Origin of the sequence: Nonomuraea sp. NPDC049709, assembly GCF_040674815.1 — a bacterium.
Taxonomy (GTDB): Bacteria; Actinomycetota; Actinomycetes; order Streptosporangiales; family Streptosporangiaceae; genus Nonomuraea.
Genome location: NZ_JBFANM010000142.1, coordinates 1 through 16,412, shown reverse-complemented (window position 1 = coordinate 16,412; position 16,412 = coordinate 1). Strand labels below are relative to the sequence as shown.

Below are 16,412 nucleotides of genomic sequence, written 5' to 3'. Positions count from 1 at the left end.
CGGCGCAAGGAAGCGAAGAAGGCTCAGGTGGAGGCCGAGTTCGAGGAACTGTCCAACGAGCCGACGGCCGGCGGCTTCCCTGTGCCGCCGCTCGACCTGCCGCACTACCACGGCGTTTCCCGGCCCACCTCGACGTCGTGACGGCGCGACTCACCCGGCGAGACCCCGTACGCGTCGCGGAACGCCCGGCTGAAATGCGCCGCGCTCAGGAATCCCCATCGCGCACCGATGGCGGCGACCGGCCGGTCCTGCTGCGCGGGATCACGCAGGTCCTGACGGCACCGCTCCAGCCGCCTCCGGCGGACCCAGGCGCTGACGGTCACCGGCTCGGACTCGAACAGGCCGCGCCGGGTCGATGAACGACAGATCACCGGGACGCAGGACGGCCTGCCTGCCGTCCTGCTCCACGCGTACGTCACCTTCGACCAGCACCCCGACCAGGCACACGTCCGGATCCGAGCTGCGGATGAGGCGAGGCGTCCGGCCCGTACGGAACGACGATCCGGGACCGGTGACCGAATCGGTGACCTGGCGTTCGCGGAGCCGGCGAGCCATCGCCCGCGGTCACGGTGGGACGCGGGGCCGGCCGTCCCGTCGCGCTGCCGGGCTTCCCGGTTCGGCGGGCGTCAGGCGCGTTCGGCGACGAAGCCGCCGAACGGCCAGAACTCGAGGTCGCTCTCGCCCGGCAGCGCCCGGAACGAGGGGAACCCGGCGTCGGTCAGCGAGCGCGCCCACTCCTGCTGGGTGAGGTAGCCGACGTTGACGCGGCGCGGCGGGTCCAGGACCGCCCGGTTGTAGCTGTGCAGGCTGGTCTGCAGCACCTCGCAGGGGAAGAACATGCCGGCCCGTGTACGGTTCCCCGAGGTGAAGACGAGCCAGCCGCCGGGCTTGAGGATGCGGTGGCAGGAGCGCAGCACCTCGTGGAGGTTCTCGACGTCGTGCAGGACGTTCTCCAGGATGATCAGGTCGGCCGAGCCGTCCCGCAGGTAGGGCACGTCGTCATAGGAGTCCAGGTCGTCGAGGTCGACCCGGTCGAAGGAGGTGACGGCCAGCAGCTCCGGCGCCTCCTGCCCGAGCATCTCCCTGGCGCCGCGCATGAGCTCGCGGCTGATGTCGGTGAAGCCGTAGTGCCTGATCGCCCTGGCCCGCTCGCGGAACCCGTCGATCTGCAGGGCGGCGCGGATGGTGGCGCCGACGCCGGCGCCGCCCTCGAACACCACGATGGGATCGCCCGCGCGCAGGCGCTGGTCGAGCACGCGGGCCACGAGGCTGTTGCAGGTCTGCTTGGGTGCCACGTCCACCATGAGGTACTGCCAGATGTGCCAGGTCTCCGCGACGCCGATCCGCTCCTCCATCGCGGCCAGCCCGTCACGGCCCTGGAGGACCTCCCCGGCCACCGACTCGACGGCGCGCAGCGCGACCATGGTGGCCGTGTCCGGCGACGACACCCCGGCCAGGTAGACGTCCTCGGGGGTTTGCGCGCGCCGTACCAGCTCGGGGGTGGGGCGGTAGACGTAGCCGTCGCGGAACAGGTCGCCGCGGTCGGCGAGGTACTCGATCAGGCGCTTGCGGAAGAAGTACGGCTGCCGCTCCGACCCGCTGGACGGCGGCGGCGCCTCCGGGTCGTGCACGGCCTCGCCCGTGGCGAACAGGTGCCGCATGGCGATGCGGGACAACACCAGCGCGGCCTCGTACCTGATGCGTTCGAGCTTGGCGGTGTAGTCGGGCGTGCAGATGTCGCTGATGTCGATCGCCGCGATGTCGGCGCTGGTCGCTTCCTGGACCGTCTGAGTCATGACGTGACCTCCGTGTTCCTCGATCCGAGCCACTTCACGGCGGCGTCGACGACCGCGCCGGGCCGGTGCGCCCAGCGGAAGTGGTGTGTCCTTTCCAGCCCGACGTCCTCGGGTGGGATCTCCGCCCACGTGACACTGGCCGACCGGAGCTTGGCGGCGAGATGCTCCGAACAGGATTCGGGAACGTAGCGGTCCCCGGGGAGTACGACGAACAGCGCGGGGACCGTGGAGCGGGACAGGGCCGCCTCGTAGTCCACCCGGCTGCCGTGGATGCGGTAGGCGCCGTGCATGGCGTCGTGCATCCAGTCGCGGACCACGCCGCGGGCCTCCTTGCCCGCGAAGGGCACCCAGCCGGGCAGGTAGCCGTGCAGCGCGGTGGCGATCCTGATGATCTGCAGGCCCAGGAACCTGGCCGGCCTGCGCATCCCGGCGACGCGGCCGTACCAGCTCGTTCCGGTGGCGACGAGCACGGTGGCGGCCACGTGCGGCGCCGTGGCGGCGTGCAGCACGCTCAGGTGGCCGCCGAGGCTGTGCCCGAACAGCGTGATCCGCTCGGCGCCGAACTCCCGGCGCAGTGCCTCGACGATCTCCGGCAGCTCGGTTTCGAGCATCTCGGCGTAGCCGAACGTGGTCGAGCGCGACGGGCGGACCGAGCTGCCGCCGTTGCCGCGCAGGTCGGCCAGCACCGCGGTGTGCCCGCGCGCGGCGAGCTCGGCGGCGACCGCCGTGTAGTAGCTCGCCCGCACGCCCATGGCAGGCAGGCAGAGCACGACTGGGGCGTCCTCCTCGGTGGCCAGGAAGACGACGAGCTCGCTCGTGTTGCCGTCGGTGAGGCTCACGCGGAGGCGCTGCGGCGCCCGGCGCTGATCGGTCATGGTCATCTCAGGGCACCTCGATGTCGGGGAAGAGCCGTCGCTCGTCGTGGTCGCGTTCGAGGCGGTCCACCGCCTGCCGGCGCAGGCCGGTGTCCGCGGGCTGGGGCTCGCCCAGCCGGGCGGCGATCCGTCGCAGGCACAACAGCAGCCACGCCCCGGTGGCGTGGAAGTCGTCCCGGCCCCGCCCGCGCAACCAGGCCGAGGCGCAGGCCGCGGCGGCGTCCAGACCGGGCGCCGTCCCGCCCCGTGAGGTGAGGCGGTCGAGCAGTTCCAGCAGGCGGGGGGCGTACGGTCCCGGCAGGCCCTCCTCGTGGACGAGGGCGCGGGCCCGCGCGAGGGGATCGCCGTGATCGGGGGTCTCCGCCGCGGGCACCCCGAGCCAGGCCAGCTCGGGCGGGACCGGGACGAACGGGTCGGGCGGCAGCTCGTCCGGCGGCGGCTGGTCGGACTCCGCCAGAGCGGTCACCACGGCCACGTCGCGGCGCATCTTCTCCACGATGCCGTGCCAGTGCTCGGTCGCGCAGTACGCCCGCGCGCCCAGCACGATCGCCAGGGACTCGACGGCGTCGCCGGCCAGCTCCGGCACCAGGTCGCCGACGCGCGCCGAAGCCGCGGGGAAGCGGTGCGGGTCGGTACGCGCGGTGCGGCACAACTCGTGGCAGACGGCCTCGCCGATGAGCACGTCCGCGTAGACGTCGGCCAGGCGGACGGCGACGGGTTCGAGCTCCAGGATCGGCGCGCCGTACAACATGCGGGACTGCGCGAACGCCACGACCGCGCGCAGGCAGGTGTCCAGCCCGCCGAGGGCCAGGCCGGCGACCACCAGCCGCGCCACCGGCAAGGTCCGCGCGGCGATCTCCAGCCCCTGCCCGGGCGGGCCCAGCGTCTCGGCGGGGCCCGCGGGGAAACCCGACAGGGTGAGCCGGCCGAGCGCCGAACCACGCAGGCCGTGCGTCTCGTACGCGGGGTCGGATCGCCAGTGCCCGCCGCGGTCCGCCTCCCGCAGCAGCAGGAACGCGGTGATGCCGGCGCCGGTGCGGGCCAGCAGGGTGGTGCCCGCGGCGTGCCCGTCGTGGCCGGCGAGCGTGGTCCTGCCGCTCAGGCTCCACCCGCGCCCCGCCCCGGCCAGGGCTTCGAGCCGGGTGTCGGCCGTGACGTCCACGCCGTGCTCGGCCTCGCCGATCGGCAGTCCCAGCAACTCGTGCCGGCGCAGCAGCGCGGCGACCGCCCCGCGCTGGGCGGGCGTGCCGTGCTGCCAGACGGGCAGGCCGGCCAGGAAACCGGCCGCGATCGCCGACGCCGCCGTGAGGTCGCGCCGCGCCAGGACGCGGAGCAGGGCGACGCAGCGATCCAGGGACCGCAGCGAACCGCCCGAGGCGGCGGGGATCAGGTGCTCGGCGAGCCCCCACGAGAACGCCGCGTCGCAGAGGTGCTGGGGGAACCTGCCCTCCCTGTCGGTCGCGACGGCCGCGTGGAAGGAGGCGGGGTTGCGCTCGTCCATGGGGTCGCCGAGAGCCTGGTCGAGCCGGGCGGCCGTGTCGAGTGCGGCCTCGATGGTGTGATCCATGTGCCCGCCCCTTTCAGGCCGGTCGTGACAGGGACAGCGCCGAGCGGCCCGCGTACCGCATGGCGAGATCCAGGAACAGGCTCTCGGTCGTCTCGCGCGGCATGCGGGCGCCGGGACGCAGCAGGGACTCCACGCCCGCGGCGAGCCAGTGCGCGGGCTCCGACCGGGCGAGGCAGACCGCGGCGAAGGTGCGGGCGTACCGGTCGCCGACCCGCTGGCCGTCCTCGGAGCGCGGGTCGACGTCCCGGCGCGCGTCCGCGAGCAGGTCGCGGCCCGCCTGCCGGAGCAGCGCGGCCGCGCGCCCGGATCCCGCCCGAAGCTCCAGTCCGGCGCAGGCGCCGTCCAGACCGGCGGTGACGGGGTCGAGGTCGCTCGCCGTGCCCAGTGCCGCCAGCCCCGAGGGGTACGGCCGCGGCGCGAAAGCCGGCTGGAACACCTCGTCGGCCGCCCCAGGGTCGGTCCCCGGCTCGGTCAGGCACGACACCTGGGCCGCCAGCGAGCTGAGCACGACCGGCTCGCTGCCGTCGAACAGGCTGAAGAGCCGCGCGTCGCGTACGAGCTTGTCGTAGATGCCGTACCAGTGGTCCTGGCGCAGCAGGTAGCGCGCCCCGAGCACGCCGGCCAGGCGGCGCAGCCGCTGCTCGGCGAGGTGCGGCACCAGATACTTGGCGACCGCCGAGGCGATGGGGGCCAGGGCGGGCAGGTGCTGCAGGATCCGCACGCAGCAGGTGGCCACCGTCTCGGCCACCCGCAGGTCCAGGTCGGCGGCGGCGAGCTCCTCCCGGACGTGCGGCAGGTCGATCGCCCGCTCCTGCCGCACGCGCCGGTGGCGCAGGAAGTCGAACGCGCACCGCAACCCGGTGTCGAACGCGCCCAGGCTGAGTCCCGGCACCAGCGTGCGGATGGTCATCAGCGAGCGGATCGTGAGGTCCAGCCCGCGGCCGGGCCGCCCCAGCACGGCCGACGACGGGACGAACGCGTCCAGGAACCGTACCCCCGCGATGTCCGCGCCCCTGATCCCGTGCGTGTGGATCCTCGGCAACAGCTCGTAGCTGCCGGGCGGCAGCCGTTCCATGTCCACCAGCAGCAGGGTCAGCGAGCGCAGCCCCGTCAGGGACGGCTCGCGTACGAGCAGGCAGACGAACCGGGCCAGCCGGACGTTGTTGATCACCCATTTGGCGCCGTCGAGCATGTACCCGCCGCTCACGCGCCGCGCGGTGAGGTCGCTCGACAGCAGGTCGGCGCCCCTGTCGAGCTCGGTCAGCGCCAGCGACATCCACTGGCCGCGCAGGACGGCGTCGGCGTAGTCGCGCTGCTGTGCGGGCGTCCCCGCGAGCCACACCGGCGTGCCGGACGCCCACGGGGAGTTCGCGATCACGGCCACGGTCGGGTCGCGGCGCGCCACCACCCTGCCGAGGGCCAGCAGCTCCTCCAGGGAGGTCAGCCGGCCACCGAGCGAGGCGGGCACCAGGTGGGCGGCGTAGCCCCATGCCCGCAGCCGGTCCAGCGAGCTGTGCGGCCAGCGTTCGGCGTGGTCGCCCGCCATCGCGGCGCCGAACGTGAGGGGGCCGGTGGGCTGGTGCGGGTCGCCGAGGGCCAGTTCGAGCTGCTCGGCGGCGGGGAAGCGGTTCATGCGGCGCTCCTGACGCGCTCGTCCGCTGTCACGTGTTCGAGGACCCGGTCGAGCGTGCCGGCGAGCAGGTGGTCGCGCATGAGCAGGCGCTGGAACTTGCCGCTGGTGGTGCGCGGCAACCCGCCCCTGCCCAGGAGCACCACGTCGACGGAGGCACCGCCCAGCTCCTCGGCCGCCGCCGCCCTGAGGTCGGAGACGAGCTGTCCGTACGGCGGCCGCGCCAGGGCGGCCTCAGCCAGCACCGCGATGCGCTCGCCCCGGCCGGCGGCGGGGTCGGCAGGCAGGACGACCGCGACGGCCCGCCGCTGGTACAGCCCCGCCACCTCGCGCACCCTGACCTCGACGTCCTCCGGATAGTGGTTGCGGCCGTTGAGAATGATCATCTCTTTGCGCCGCCCCGTGACGTGCAGCGCCGAGCCGGCCAGGTAGCCGAGGTCTCCCGTGGGGCACCAGCCACCGGCCGGAAGGGGCGCCTGCCGGTGGTAGCCGCGCGTCACCGGCTCACCCCGGACCTCGATGTCGCCGACGACCCTCTCACCGGCCTCGACGCCGTCCGTGACGATCCGCACCTGGACGCCGGGCGCGGGCACGCCGCAGCTCACGACGCCGCGCGCGGCGGGGTCGTCCCGGTCGGCGGGCTCGGCCCGTCCCGCGTTGTTGAGCAGGTCGCGATGCACCCAGTCGACGCGGGCCTCCTCCCCCGCGGGGGTGAAGGTGACCGCGAGGGTGGCCTCGGCCAGGCCGTAGCACGGGGTCATGGCGCGAGGGTCGAGCCCGGCGGGCGCGAAGCGCTCCTGGAAGGCGGCGATCAGATCAGGGGCGATCGGCTCGGCGCCGTTGAGCATGACCCGCACCGCGGACAGGTCGTAGCCCGGCGCTTCCTCCGGGGGGATGGAGTCGAGCAGGTAGCCGTAGCCGAAGGCCGGGCCCGCGTAGATGGTGGCGCGCAGGTCGCAGAACCAGCGCAGCCAGTCGTCCGGCCGCTTGACGAAGTCCTGCGGCGCGGACACGTGGACGGCGACGCCGGCGCCGACCGCCGCCAGCGTGGAGAACAACCCCATGTCGTGGGAGAGCGGCAGCCAGTGGCAGACCACGTCGTCGGCTCGCGCGTCGGCCCCACGCTGGATGACGCGCAGGCCGGCCAGCACGTTGCGATGGGTCAGCGCGACGCCGCGGGGCGCCGAGGTGCTGCCGGAGGTGTACTGGATCAACGCCAGGTCGTCGGCGCCGGCCTGCGGCGACTCCAGGACGCCTGGATCGCCGAGCAGTCCCGCGTACGGGCCGGCGAGGTGAGAGACCGGCACGACCCGCAGGCCGGGCACCAGCTCGGCGAGCGGCTCGGCGTACGGGTCGTCGATGACGGCGAACCGCGCGCCGCTGTCGGCCAGCACGTGCCGCATCCGGGACAGGAACGCCTTGGTGAACCCCGTGGAGACGGCGAGGGGGACCAGCACCGCGCCCGCGAGCGCGATGCCGCCGGTGACCCGGAGGAAGTCCAGCGGCGACTGCAGGAGCACGGCCACCGGCGTGCCGGGCTCCGCGCCGAGTGACCGCAGGCGCGCGGCCGCGACGCGGCCGTCGCGGAGCAACTCGTGGAAGGTCAGGCGGTGGCCGGGGAAGAAGGTGCCGGCGACCTGACCAGGATGCAGCTCGGCCGCGCGGACGAACATCTCACCGAGCGTCCGCACGCCTGCCGGGACGAGCGCGCTCAAGCAACCTTCTCCTGTTCCTGCCCGCACAGCCGGTGGACCTCGTCGGCGATCTCGCTCAGGGTTCCGGTGCGGAACAGCACCTCGTTGTCGAGCTCGATGCCGAACGTGCGCTCTATCCGCCCGGCGATCCGCAGCAGCTTGATGGATTCGACGAGGCTCAGGTCGATGATCCTGTCGTCGTCGGTGATGGTGCTCTCGGGGACTTGCAGTACGCGCGCCACGATGCCTTTCAGCGCATGGGAAACCGCCTGGTGCGTGAGCTGGCCGGCCATTGATAACCCCATTTCAGGTGTTATTCGGTTGAGCCAGGCCAACGTAACCAGGGAATTGCGGCACTCCAACCCCTAACAATGCCGCCCCCTAGGCCGTATCCCCTGCCACCTGCACCGACGTAGTCATAGAGGGGTGTGCCGCAGGGCATTGTTCCGCGTCCTCGAATTCCTGCCCCGAATTCCGGAAACGGCGGCGGTTAACGTTTTCGCGTCGCCGTAGGCGAGGGCATGTGGTGAACTGGCGGCATGAGGGAGAGGCGGGGCGATGCGGGGTGAGCTGGGTGTACGTCCGCTGGGCCGGACGGGGTTGCGGGTGACGCCGTTGGGGATCGGGCTGGCTGCGCTCGGCCGTCCGGCCTACATCACGCTCGGCCGGGAGGAGGATCTCGGCAGCGATCGCGGCGTCGCCGCGATGCGGGCGCGGAGCTGGGCGGTGCTGGACGCGGCACTGGCCGCCAGCGTGCGGTACTTCGACGTGGCCCGCTCCTACGGCAGGGCGGAGGAGTTCCTCGCCGAATGGCTGCGCGAGCGCGCCGTCGAGCCGGGGGCGGTGACCGTGGGATCGAAATGGGGGTACGCCTACGTCGGCGACTGGCGGATGGACGCCGACCGGCACGAGGCGAAGGAGCTGTCCGCCGGCCGCCTGCGACGTCAACTCGACGAGAGCCGGGCGCTGCTGGGCGAGCACCTGTCTCTTTACCAGATCCACTCGGCCACCGTGGACAGCGGCGTGCTCGACGACGAGGACGTCCTCGCCGAGTTGCGCGGGCTGCGCGCCGCCGGCATGGCGGTCGGCCTGTCCACGACCGGGCCGCGTCAGGCGGACACCATCGATCAGGCGATCGAGATCGGCCTGTTCGACACGGTCCAGGCCACCTGGAACCTGCTCGAACGAGCCGCCGGTCCGGCCCTGGCCCGAGCCCACCGGTCCGGCCTGGGCGTGATCGTCAAGGAGGGCGTGGCGAACGGCCGCCTGACCGCCCACGCCGCCCCGCCCGCGCTCGCCGCCGCCGCCCGGGACCGCGGCCTCGCCCCGGACGCGCTGGCCCTGGCCGCCATCCTGGCCCAACCATGGGCGGGTGTGGTGCTGAGCGGGGCCGCCTCGGTGGACCAGCTCCACAGCAATCTGACCGCGGCCCACCTCGACTGGGACGGGGAACTGGACGAGCGTCTCGCCGTACTGGCCGAGGATCCCCGGACGTACTGGGCGACCCGCGGCTCGCTGAAATGGCAGTGATCACCGGATGGCCCAACCCTGGACGCGGACGCCTGCTCGATCGCCCCCAAGGAGACCGCCACGATGGTCCAAGCTGCCGGCGAACGCATCACGAAGGTCGCCGGCATCGGCTGGACACGGAGCCCTCGTCGATCCACCGGCGCGGCGGTGACGGCCGGCCTGGTCGCCTACGTGGCTTAGGGACCCCCAAGCGGCTGAGCAGCTAGTTCGCTGGAGAAGCACTCCAGGATCCGGGCTCCGCCTGAGATGCGATCATGATCATGCTCCGGCAACGGACCGTTCATGAGAAATGCGGTCCTGTGCCCGCATACCCCCCGGCAGTGCAGCTCACGACGGCACAGGGTCGGTCGGCGGATGCGGCTCAGGACCGTCCCGGCGCCCCGTCGTGACCCTGGAGCTCACCGTTGAAGAGCTTGATGAGTCCGAACGGTGCGTGCTCGCCGAGGCAGAGGTCCAGCGTTTCGTGGGCGTCGGCGTAGAAGGGCTCGCTGCGGGGGAACAGCGCCTGTTCGTAGGCGGTGAGCGCCGCTTCGATGTCGTCGGGGTGTGCGGCGATCGCCTTGGCGAGTTCGGCGCCGTCGAACATCGCCAGGTTCGCGCCGTCGCCGGACGGCGGCATCAGGTGAGCGGCATCGCCGAGGAGCGTCACCCCGGGCACGCGCTCCCATCGGTGTCCGTCCGGAAGTGTGTGGATCATGCGCGCGACCGGCGCGGTCTCGCCGTCGGTGATCAGCGCGGTGAGTTCCGGTGCCCACCCGTCGAACTCGGCCGCGATCCGAGCGGTCGCGGCGGCGGCATCGGTGAAGTCGATGTCGGCGAACCACTCGGCGGGGCGGTTCAGCTCGACGTACGCGTGCAGGATGTTCCCCGCCTCGCGGTGCGCGATGATCCCCTTTCCCGGGGTCAGCGCGTACATCGCGCCGACACCGACCGCCTCGGCAGTCGCGGTGTGCCGCTCGTCGGCGTCGTACAGGTAGGTGTCGATGAACGTCGTGCCGATGTACTCGGGCTTGGCGTCGGACAGCAGTGGACGGACCTTCGACCAGGCACCGTCGGCACCGACGAGCAGGCTGCTGGTCACGGTCGCGCCGTCGGCAAAGGCCAGCTCGTGGCGGCCATCGCCGAGGGGCTGGACCCCGGTGACCTTGCGCCCCCACTGGACCGTCTGGTCGGGCAGGGAGTCGAGCAGGATCCGACGCAGGTCTCCGCGGAGCACTTCGGGACGCCGCGCCATGCCGTCGTCGGGCTCGTCGTGCAGCAGCTTGCCGTGCTGGTCGAGCACGCGCAGCGCCTCGGCGCCCTCGTGGATGATCGCGCGGAACTCGTCGGTGAGGCCGGCGTCGGCGAGCGCGCGCTGCCCGTCGTCCTCGTGGATGTCGAGCTGGCCGCCCTGCGTGCGGGACTCGGCCGAGGGATCGGCCTCGTAGACCGTTGCGGGGATGCCGTGGACGTGCAGGACCCGGGCGAGGGTCAGGCCGCCGAGGCCGGCGCCGACGATGGCGATCGGGTGGTGGCTGGTGCTCATGGGTTTCCTCGTTCCCGTGCGGGCGGAGCGCCGGGCACCCGCCCGAGACCTATATGGACCCGCGTTCCATTGGGAGTATGGAACACGGTTCCAAAATGTGTCAAAATGAGGCCATGCCACGCACACGAGGACGAGCACCCGACGGGAAGGGACGGGCCGATGCCCTGTCGCCAGAGATCATCGTCGGCGCGGCCGTTGTGCTGCTGGATGAGCTCGGCGAGCGGGGACTCACCTTCCGGCTGCTGGCCAAACAGCTGAACACCGGACCCGGCGCGCTGTACTGGCACGTGACGAACAAGGACGAGCTCGTCGCCCTGGCCGCCGATCACGTGCTCGGCCACGCCTTCGCCGCGGCCCCGCGCCTCGAGGAGGGCGCCGGCGCCCAGCTGCGCGCGCTTGCCATCGCCGTCTTCGACACCCTTGATCGGCACCCGTGGGCGGCGTCCCACGTCACCGCCCCGGCCACGCTGGCCAACGCGCTGCGCCTGCTCGACCGCATCGGTACCCTCGTCGCACAAACCGGGCTGCCCGCCGAGCGGCATTTCGCGGTCTCCACCGCGATCTCGTACTACATCACCGGCGTCAGCGCCCAGATCATCACCCCACGCACCGTCGTCGGCGCGACCACCAGCCGCGACGCCTTCCTCACCCGGACCGCCGAACGCTGGGAGGAACTCGACCCCGCCGACTACCCCTTCCTGACCCGCACCACCACGGACCTGCGCGACCACGACGACCGCGACCAGTTCACCACCGGCCTCGACCTGCTCCTGGACGGCCTGAACATGACCGCGGAGCCGCGACGACCGCCCGCGTGACGCCGCGACCAGGCGGTGCAGAGCCGACCATCAACCGTCCCGCCTCTTGCACCGGTTGGAGAAGCGCACCCCCGAGGAAGATCGCGACACCTCCTCCCCGCGATCGAATGGCCTTTTGCTCTGACGGCAGCAGCAAGCCCTACATGTGCGGTGCCCGCGCCGCCGAAGTCGGTGGCCGCACGGGACAGCTCCCTTAACGACAAGCAGCCCTCAGAGGCGGCGTGGATCGGCCATCGAGTGGCGGGTTGGATCGGTCATCGAGCGGCGGCGTGGATCGGCCATCGACCGGTCCTCACGGCGAACGCAGCTCCGCCGCCACCGCCCGTTCCCTCAACTGCGCCGCCTCCGCCCGGACCGACTCCAGCTCGGCCCGCAGATCCTCCAGCCGTATCCGCTCCAGCCGCAACTCCCCCTGCAGCCGATCACGCTCCTTGACCGCCGCCTCGGCCCGCGACCGCTCTTTCGAGACCAGCTTCCGCTCGCGTGACAACGCCGCGGCCCCCTCCTCCTCGAGCGCCGTCACCCTGCCCGCCAGCCGCTCCACCTCGGCCGCCGCACGGGCGGCGTCCTGGAGCGCCACGGCGCGTTCCCGTTCGGCCTCGGCGGCGGCCCGCTCCGCCGTGACGGCCCGTTCCACGGCCCGCTCCCGCTCCTGCGCCGCCGCCTCCTCACGGGCCTTCGCCCCGATCACCTCACGCTCGGCCTGCTCCCGCGCCCGGACGGCCGCCGCGGTCTCCTCCCGGGCGCGATCCCGTTCCTCCCGCGCCTGCTCGGTGTCCGCCTCAGCCTGTACGGCCTGGGCCCGCGCCTCCTCGGCCCGCCTGCCGGCCACCTCGACCCGCTCGGCGAGCTCCTGTCCGGCCTGATCCCTGGCCCGCTCGGTCAGCTCCACCCGCTGGACTGCCTCCTCGGCACGCCGCTCGGCCAGCTCAGCCCGCCGCTTGGCCTCCTCGGCCGTCTGCAGCGCCTGCCGTTCCGTGCTCGCGGCCTCCCGCAACGCCGCCAGCGCCTGCTCGCGCGCCCGCTCGGCGTCGTCCAGCGCGGTCTCGCGTTCGTTCTCGGCCTCTTCGAGCCGCGCCCGCATCTCGGCCGTCTGCCTGCGCGCATGCTCGGCAGCCTCGCGCGCCAGCCGTACCTGCTCGAACGCCTGCTCGCGCTCGGTCCGCGCGATCGCCACCCGCGTGTGCGCCTCGGCCTGCACGGCACTCAGCTTGGCCTCGACCCCGGCGGGACTGAGCTCGTCGGCCAGCGCCCGCGCCAGCGGCTCGATGGCCGCGGCCAGCCCGTTTTCCATCCGGTCGTACAACTGCTCGGCCCTGGCCAGCGCCCCTTCCAACCCAGGCGTGGCCCGCCTCAACTCCCGCTCCCGCTTGGCAGCCGCCTGACAGTGCTTCTCAGGACAGTACGCCTTGGGCCGCCCCCTCCCCCGCCGCTGCTCGATCGCCGCACCACAGTGCTTACAGGGCGTCACCAAACTGGTCTCCGCAGTCACGCCTGCAGTCTAGCATTTTTGATTTTCCAGAAAATAAAAATCGAAAACTCGGATCTGTTGCGCCATCGCCAGACCCGCCTAACTTGCGAGAAGGCAGAATTCCTCGATGTCGTGCCAGTCGCCTGTGGCTCGGTCCTTCTCGACGGCCACCGGTAGTCCTGCGTCGAACCCTGCCCGGTCGCGCGGATGGGACAGCGCCTGGCGGATCGTGCGGATTGCCATGAAGTTGTCCTGGGGTAATGCCACTTGATGTCAGTGGGAGTGTCACGAGGTGTCAGCAAGATCCTTTGCGTAGGTACTTTGAGGGCCGCCTTCGCGGTGCCTAGAGGCTATTTTGCAGGTGAGTGCCATGTTCAGGGCGGAAGTCACGTCGTAGCTTGCCTCCGTGTCATCCGCCGGCCGCCTGCGCTGTAAGTGATGACCTCGCAGTCCTGCGGCGTCTCAACAGCGAGATCTATGTGGAAGAGACCCTTGCTCCACTGACACGTGGTGGCAACGATGCCATCTGCTGACGTTGCCGATCGAGCCGATGACCTGGCGTTTTGCCAGGAGATGTCAGTAAGAAGTGCCAGTGGAGGTCAGTACGGATCCAGGGCACCTGGCATGGAGCGTATGCCCTTGCGGGAGGGGCACTGCCTGGTGTCGGTCCGCCGTGCGACGGTGGTTGCAGTCGGGAAAACGACGATGGGCGCCCTGCGAAGGGGCGTCCTCAGGCGGGTGGCGGGGCGGTGACGGCCTGGAGGGCGGCGCTCAGTGCTCGGGCCTGTGCCGGCGACTGTGGAGCGTCGGCGAGGGGGATGGCGCTGTCGTCGTAGTGCAGCAGCACGACGCCGTCCTGCAGGGTGACGGCGTGGAAGGCCCCGCCGGGGAGCCGCACGCCGGGCCGGCCGTCGACGTCGGCCAGCGGCGGCAGCACCAGGCCGGTGGCCGCCTGGGCGGCGGCGAGCTGGCGGCGTAGGGTCTGCTGCTCGCGTTCGGCCATCTCCAGCCGGGTTTCGGCGGTGGCTTGGCCCAGGCGGGCCTGGTCCCTCTGGGTCTGTAGCCGGTCGCGTTCTTCGTGGGAGCGGCGCTGTTGTTCGGCCAGCTCGTCGCGTACCGCGCGAGTTTCGGCGCGGGCCTGCTCGACGCTGGTGGTGGCCTGGTCGAGCTGCTGCCGGGTGGTGGCCAGGTACTCGGTGGCCTGCTCCAGGTGTTCGGTCAGCCGGCGGGTGTCGGTGCGGGCCTGGTGCAGCTGACGGTCGCGCTCGGCCAGGGCTGCGGCGCGCTCTTCGGCCAGGTCGGTCGCACGCGACAGCTCGGCGCCCAGGGCGCGCAGCTGCTCGGCTTGGCGCCTGGTCAGGGACTGCTCGTCGTGCAGCTGGGCGGTGAGCTGGCCGATTTGCATGCCCAGGCGTTCGGCGTTGGCGCGGGCTTCGCCGTGGATGCGGTCGCGGTGTTCCTCGGCGGTGCGCTGGGCGTGCAGGGCCTCCTGCCGGTCGTGCAGGGCGGCGTCGCGTTCCTGCTCGGCCGTCTGGCGCGCGGCGTGGGCGGCGCGCATCGCGGTGCGGGCCTGCTCGGCGTCCTGGTCGGCCTGCTGCACCCGCTCTTCGGCCTGGCCCAGCTGGCTGGTGATGGCCTCCCCGACCTGCGCGAGGTGTGCGCCCAGCTGGCGCAGATCCTCGCGTTCGGCGGCCAGCTGGGCGTCGCGCTGGTCCAGCCGGGCGCGGAGCTGGCCGGCCTCGGCGGCAAAAGTGCTGGCCGCGGTGTGCGTGGCCACCGCGGCGGGGGCGCTGTCGGCGGCCCGGCTGGCCTCGTTGCCGCACAGCTTGCAGCAGTACTTGCTGGGCCGGCCGCCCTTGCCGGGCTCGCGTTCGGGCTTGGCGCGGCCGCAGCCGGGCCGGGCGCACTGCCGTAGCACATCGTTGGTGTCGACGGCCAGGCAGTCGCGGGTGTGGCCGCGGCCGCCGCGCGGCGGCGCGTCCGGGTTAGGCCCGGTGGGCTCCGGGGGCTGCCCCCACGGCTCCGGCTGAGGACGGACCGGCGGCGCCGTCGGGCCGATGGCCGGTGCGGCGGGGCCGGGGCGGTGCCGGCTCGGGGTGGGGGTCGGCTCGCCCGGCTCGAAGCTCTCTGTCACGCAAGCGAATTTAGCATCAGCACATGCTCTGCTAATCACGGTTTCGCATATCGCCTGTGTGTTTTATTTATGATCACCGAGAAGTGGAGTTCTCAAAGATCATCACTGCTAGGGTGGCTTCCATGATCGAGTCCGACACGGCCTCCGGGCCGGGATCCCGCCCGCTCCCCGTGACCGCCTTCCCCGCCTCCGCCGCCGGACTGGCGCCAGCCGCCGCCGCGGCGGTCGCGCCCGCGCGCGACCCGTATCTGCTCTATCTGGGACGCCTGGGCAGCGCCGACTCTCGCCGCGCCATGCAGATCTGCCTGGACCACATCACCCGCATGCTCACCGGCGACCGGCTCGACGACGCCACCGTCACCGGGCAGGGCCAGCCGTGGCACCACCTGCGCTACGAGCACACCGCCTGGATCCGCGAGCAGATCGACCAGATGGACTGGTCCCCCGCCTACCGCAACAAGCACCTGGCCGCGCTGCGCGGCGTGCTCAAGGAAGCCTGGAAACTCGGCCTGCTCAGCACCGACGACCACCAGCGGGCCGTCGCCCTGGCCCCGTTCGCCGGCCACCGCGAGCCGGCCGGCCAGCACGTCCCCGACACCGTCATCGGCGCCCTCATCGCCGCCTGCGACGCCGACCGCTCCCCCACCGGCACACCCACCGGCGCCGGACTGCGGGACGCGGCCATCATCGCCATCCTGGACGCCTGCGGTCTGCGCCGCGCCGAACTGGTCGCCCTGGCCTACGCCGACTACGACCGGGCCCGGCGCATGCTCACTGTCATCGGCAAAGGCGACAAACAACGCCGCATCCCGGTCAACACCTTCGCCGCCCGCCGCCTGGAGGCTTGGCTCGCCCGCCGCGGCACCCACCGCGGCCCGCTGTTCCCCCGCCTGACCCGCGGCGGCACCGTGCGCACCAGCCCCGACGGCCGCCCCTGGCAGATGAACCCCCAGGCCGTGCGCGACATCCTGGCCAAACGCACCGAACAAGCCGCCACCACCCCGGTCCGGCCGCACGACCTGCGCCGCACCTTCATCTCCAACCTCCTGCCGCAGGCCGACGCCATCATGACCGCCCGCCTGGCCGGCCACGCCAGCCCCAGTACCACCCTCGGCTACGACGTCCGCCCCGACGAAGAAGCCCGCGACGCCGTCGAACGACTCCGCGTCCCCACCGTCGCGCCGCTACTGTCCGAAACGTCCGCTGACCAGCGGCCTCCCGCCGCACCGTGACGCGGACACCGCGCCAAGCCCGGCGTCGGCCTGCGGGCGATCCCGCTCGTATTGGCCTCTGGGGAGGATCGGACCGGATTTTGGCGGTAGCACTCTCTGTGACATGGCGTCCTCCTCGCCGGGTAGCCCCGGTGCATTGC

General features: G+C 72.4%; 15 protein-coding genes. 3 read left to right on the top strand and 12 right to left on the bottom strand.

Features of this window, described 5'->3' with window-relative positions; translation table 11 throughout:
* Positions 1 to 104 precede the first annotated feature (104 nt).
* From AB0J69_RS59200 to AB0J69_RS59165, 8 genes are all read right to left on the bottom strand, one after another.
* Positions 105 to 323 carry a helix-turn-helix domain-containing protein gene (locus AB0J69_RS59200; protein ID WP_364137640.1) on the bottom strand — a complete coding sequence of 73 codons (219 nt, stop codon included), beginning with the start codon at positions 321 to 323 and terminating at the stop codon, positions 105 to 107.
* Positions 262 to 555, bottom strand: coding sequence for a hypothetical protein (locus AB0J69_RS59195; protein ID WP_364137638.1), 294 nt, complete (start codon positions 553 to 555; stop codon positions 262 to 264). The genes AB0J69_RS59200 and AB0J69_RS59195 overlap by 62 nt, the downstream gene beginning before the upstream one ends.
* Before the next feature lie 71 nt (positions 556 to 626).
* A complete protein-coding gene (locus tag AB0J69_RS59190; protein WP_364137636.1) occupies positions 627 to 1,796 on the bottom strand; it encodes a class I SAM-dependent methyltransferase in 1,170 nt (389 codons plus the stop codon).
* Positions 1,793 to 2,677 (bottom strand): alpha/beta fold hydrolase, encoded by an 885-nt coding sequence (locus tag AB0J69_RS59185; RefSeq protein ID WP_364137634.1) that lies wholly within the window; start codon positions 2,675 to 2,677, stop codon positions 1,793 to 1,795. The genes AB0J69_RS59190 and AB0J69_RS59185 overlap by 4 nt, the downstream gene beginning before the upstream one ends.
* 1 nt (position 2,678) lies before the next feature.
* A complete protein-coding gene (locus AB0J69_RS59180) occupies positions 2,679 to 4,238 on the bottom strand; it encodes an acyl-CoA dehydrogenase family protein (RefSeq protein ID WP_364137632.1) in 1,560 nt (519 codons plus the stop codon).
* A gap of 13 nt (positions 4,239 to 4,251) precedes the next feature.
* Entirely contained in the window at positions 4,252 to 5,871 is a 1,620-nt protein-coding gene (locus AB0J69_RS59175; protein ID WP_364137630.1) for an acyl-CoA dehydrogenase, read from the bottom strand.
* Positions 5,868 to 7,583: an AMP-binding protein gene (locus AB0J69_RS59170; protein ID WP_364137628.1), complete on the bottom strand. Its 1,716-nt coding sequence runs from the start codon at positions 7,581 to 7,583 to the stop codon at positions 5,868 to 5,870. The genes AB0J69_RS59175 and AB0J69_RS59170 overlap by 4 nt, the downstream gene beginning before the upstream one ends.
* Positions 7,580 to 7,855, bottom strand: a complete 276-nt coding sequence (locus AB0J69_RS59165) for an acyl carrier protein (RefSeq protein ID WP_364137626.1) — start codon at positions 7,853 to 7,855, stop codon at positions 7,580 to 7,582. Before AB0J69_RS59165 ends, AB0J69_RS59170 begins: the two co-directional genes overlap by 4 nt.
* Before the next feature lie 265 nt (positions 7,856 to 8,120).
* Here AB0J69_RS59165 and AB0J69_RS59160 point away from each other — a divergent pair, with 265 nt between their 5' ends.
* Positions 8,121 to 9,092, top strand: coding sequence for an aldo/keto reductase (locus tag AB0J69_RS59160; RefSeq protein WP_364137624.1), 972 nt, complete (start codon positions 8,121 to 8,123; stop codon positions 9,090 to 9,092).
* A 361-nt stretch (positions 9,093 to 9,453) separates the two neighbouring features.
* Here the strand turns inward: AB0J69_RS59160 and AB0J69_RS59155 are convergent, their stop codons facing one another.
* Positions 9,454 to 10,617: an NAD(P)/FAD-dependent oxidoreductase gene (locus AB0J69_RS59155; protein ID WP_364137622.1), complete on the bottom strand. Its 1,164-nt coding sequence runs from the start codon at positions 10,615 to 10,617 to the stop codon at positions 9,454 to 9,456.
* Positions 10,618 to 10,730: 113 nt separating this feature from the next.
* Between AB0J69_RS59155 and AB0J69_RS59150 the strand changes: the two genes are divergently transcribed.
* The gene (locus AB0J69_RS59150) at positions 10,731 to 11,435 is read left to right on the top strand and encodes a TetR/AcrR family transcriptional regulator C-terminal domain-containing protein (protein ID WP_364137620.1); all 705 of its coding nucleotides are present in this window, start codon (positions 10,731 to 10,733) and stop codon (positions 11,433 to 11,435) included.
* A gap of 292 nt (positions 11,436 to 11,727) precedes the next feature.
* On the opposite strand, the gene AB0J69_RS59145 is transcribed toward AB0J69_RS59150, so the two are convergent.
* From AB0J69_RS59145 to AB0J69_RS59135, 3 genes are all read right to left on the bottom strand, one after another.
* On the bottom strand, positions 11,728 to 12,792 hold the full coding sequence (locus AB0J69_RS59145; protein ID WP_364137618.1) for a hypothetical protein: 1,065 nt from the start codon (positions 12,790 to 12,792) through the stop codon (positions 11,728 to 11,730).
* Between the two features lie 213 nt (positions 12,793 to 13,005).
* Positions 13,006 to 13,149, bottom strand: coding sequence for a hypothetical protein (locus tag AB0J69_RS59140; RefSeq protein WP_364137616.1), 144 nt, complete (start codon positions 13,147 to 13,149; stop codon positions 13,006 to 13,008).
* A gap of 487 nt (positions 13,150 to 13,636) precedes the next feature.
* Positions 13,637 to 15,040, bottom strand: a complete 1,404-nt coding sequence (locus tag AB0J69_RS59135) for a hypothetical protein (protein WP_364137614.1) — start codon at positions 15,038 to 15,040, stop codon at positions 13,637 to 13,639.
* A 122-nt stretch (positions 15,041 to 15,162) separates the two neighbouring features.
* On the opposite strand from AB0J69_RS59135, the gene AB0J69_RS59130 reads away from it, so the two are divergent.
* The gene (locus tag AB0J69_RS59130) at positions 15,163 to 16,272 is read left to right on the top strand and encodes a tyrosine-type recombinase/integrase (protein ID WP_364137612.1); all 1,110 of its coding nucleotides are present in this window, start codon (positions 15,163 to 15,165) and stop codon (positions 16,270 to 16,272) included.
* Positions 16,273 to 16,412 lie beyond the last annotated feature (140 nt).

What these genes read in the sequence shown, in the direction of transcription:
- AB0J69_RS59185 (WP_364137634.1), bottom strand. Translation starts at nt 2,677, where the DNA reads ATGACCATGACCGATCAGCGCCGGGCGCCGCAGCGCCTCCGCGTGAGC.
- AB0J69_RS59160 (WP_364137624.1), top strand. Translation starts at nt 8,121, where the DNA reads ATGCGGGGTGAGCTGGGTGTACGTCCGCTGGGCCGGACGGGGTTGCGG.
- AB0J69_RS59195 (WP_364137638.1), bottom strand. Translation starts at nt 555, where the DNA reads ATGGCTCGCCGGCTCCGCGAACGCCAGGTCACCGATTCGGTCACCGGT.
- AB0J69_RS59190 (WP_364137636.1), bottom strand. Translation starts at nt 1,796, where the DNA reads ATGACTCAGACGGTCCAGGAAGCGACCAGCGCCGACATCGCGGCGATC.
- AB0J69_RS59165 (WP_364137626.1), bottom strand. Translation starts at nt 7,855, where the DNA reads ATGGCCGGCCAGCTCACGCACCAGGCGGTTTCCCATGCGCTGAAAGGC.
- AB0J69_RS59150 (WP_364137620.1), top strand. Translation starts at nt 10,731, where the DNA reads ATGCCACGCACACGAGGACGAGCACCCGACGGGAAGGGACGGGCCGAT.
- AB0J69_RS59180 (WP_364137632.1), bottom strand. Translation starts at nt 4,238, where the DNA reads ATGGATCACACCATCGAGGCCGCACTCGACACGGCCGCCCGGCTCGAC.
- AB0J69_RS59140 (WP_364137616.1), bottom strand. Translation starts at nt 13,149, where the DNA reads ATGGCAATCCGCACGATCCGCCAGGCGCTGTCCCATCCGCGCGACCGG.
- AB0J69_RS59130 (WP_364137612.1), top strand. Translation starts at nt 15,163, where the DNA reads ATGATCGAGTCCGACACGGCCTCCGGGCCGGGATCCCGCCCGCTCCCC.
- AB0J69_RS59175 (WP_364137630.1), bottom strand. Translation starts at nt 5,871, where the DNA reads ATGAACCGCTTCCCCGCCGCCGAGCAGCTCGAACTGGCCCTCGGCGAC.
- AB0J69_RS59155 (WP_364137622.1), bottom strand. Translation starts at nt 10,617, where the DNA reads ATGAGCACCAGCCACCACCCGATCGCCATCGTCGGCGCCGGCCTCGGC.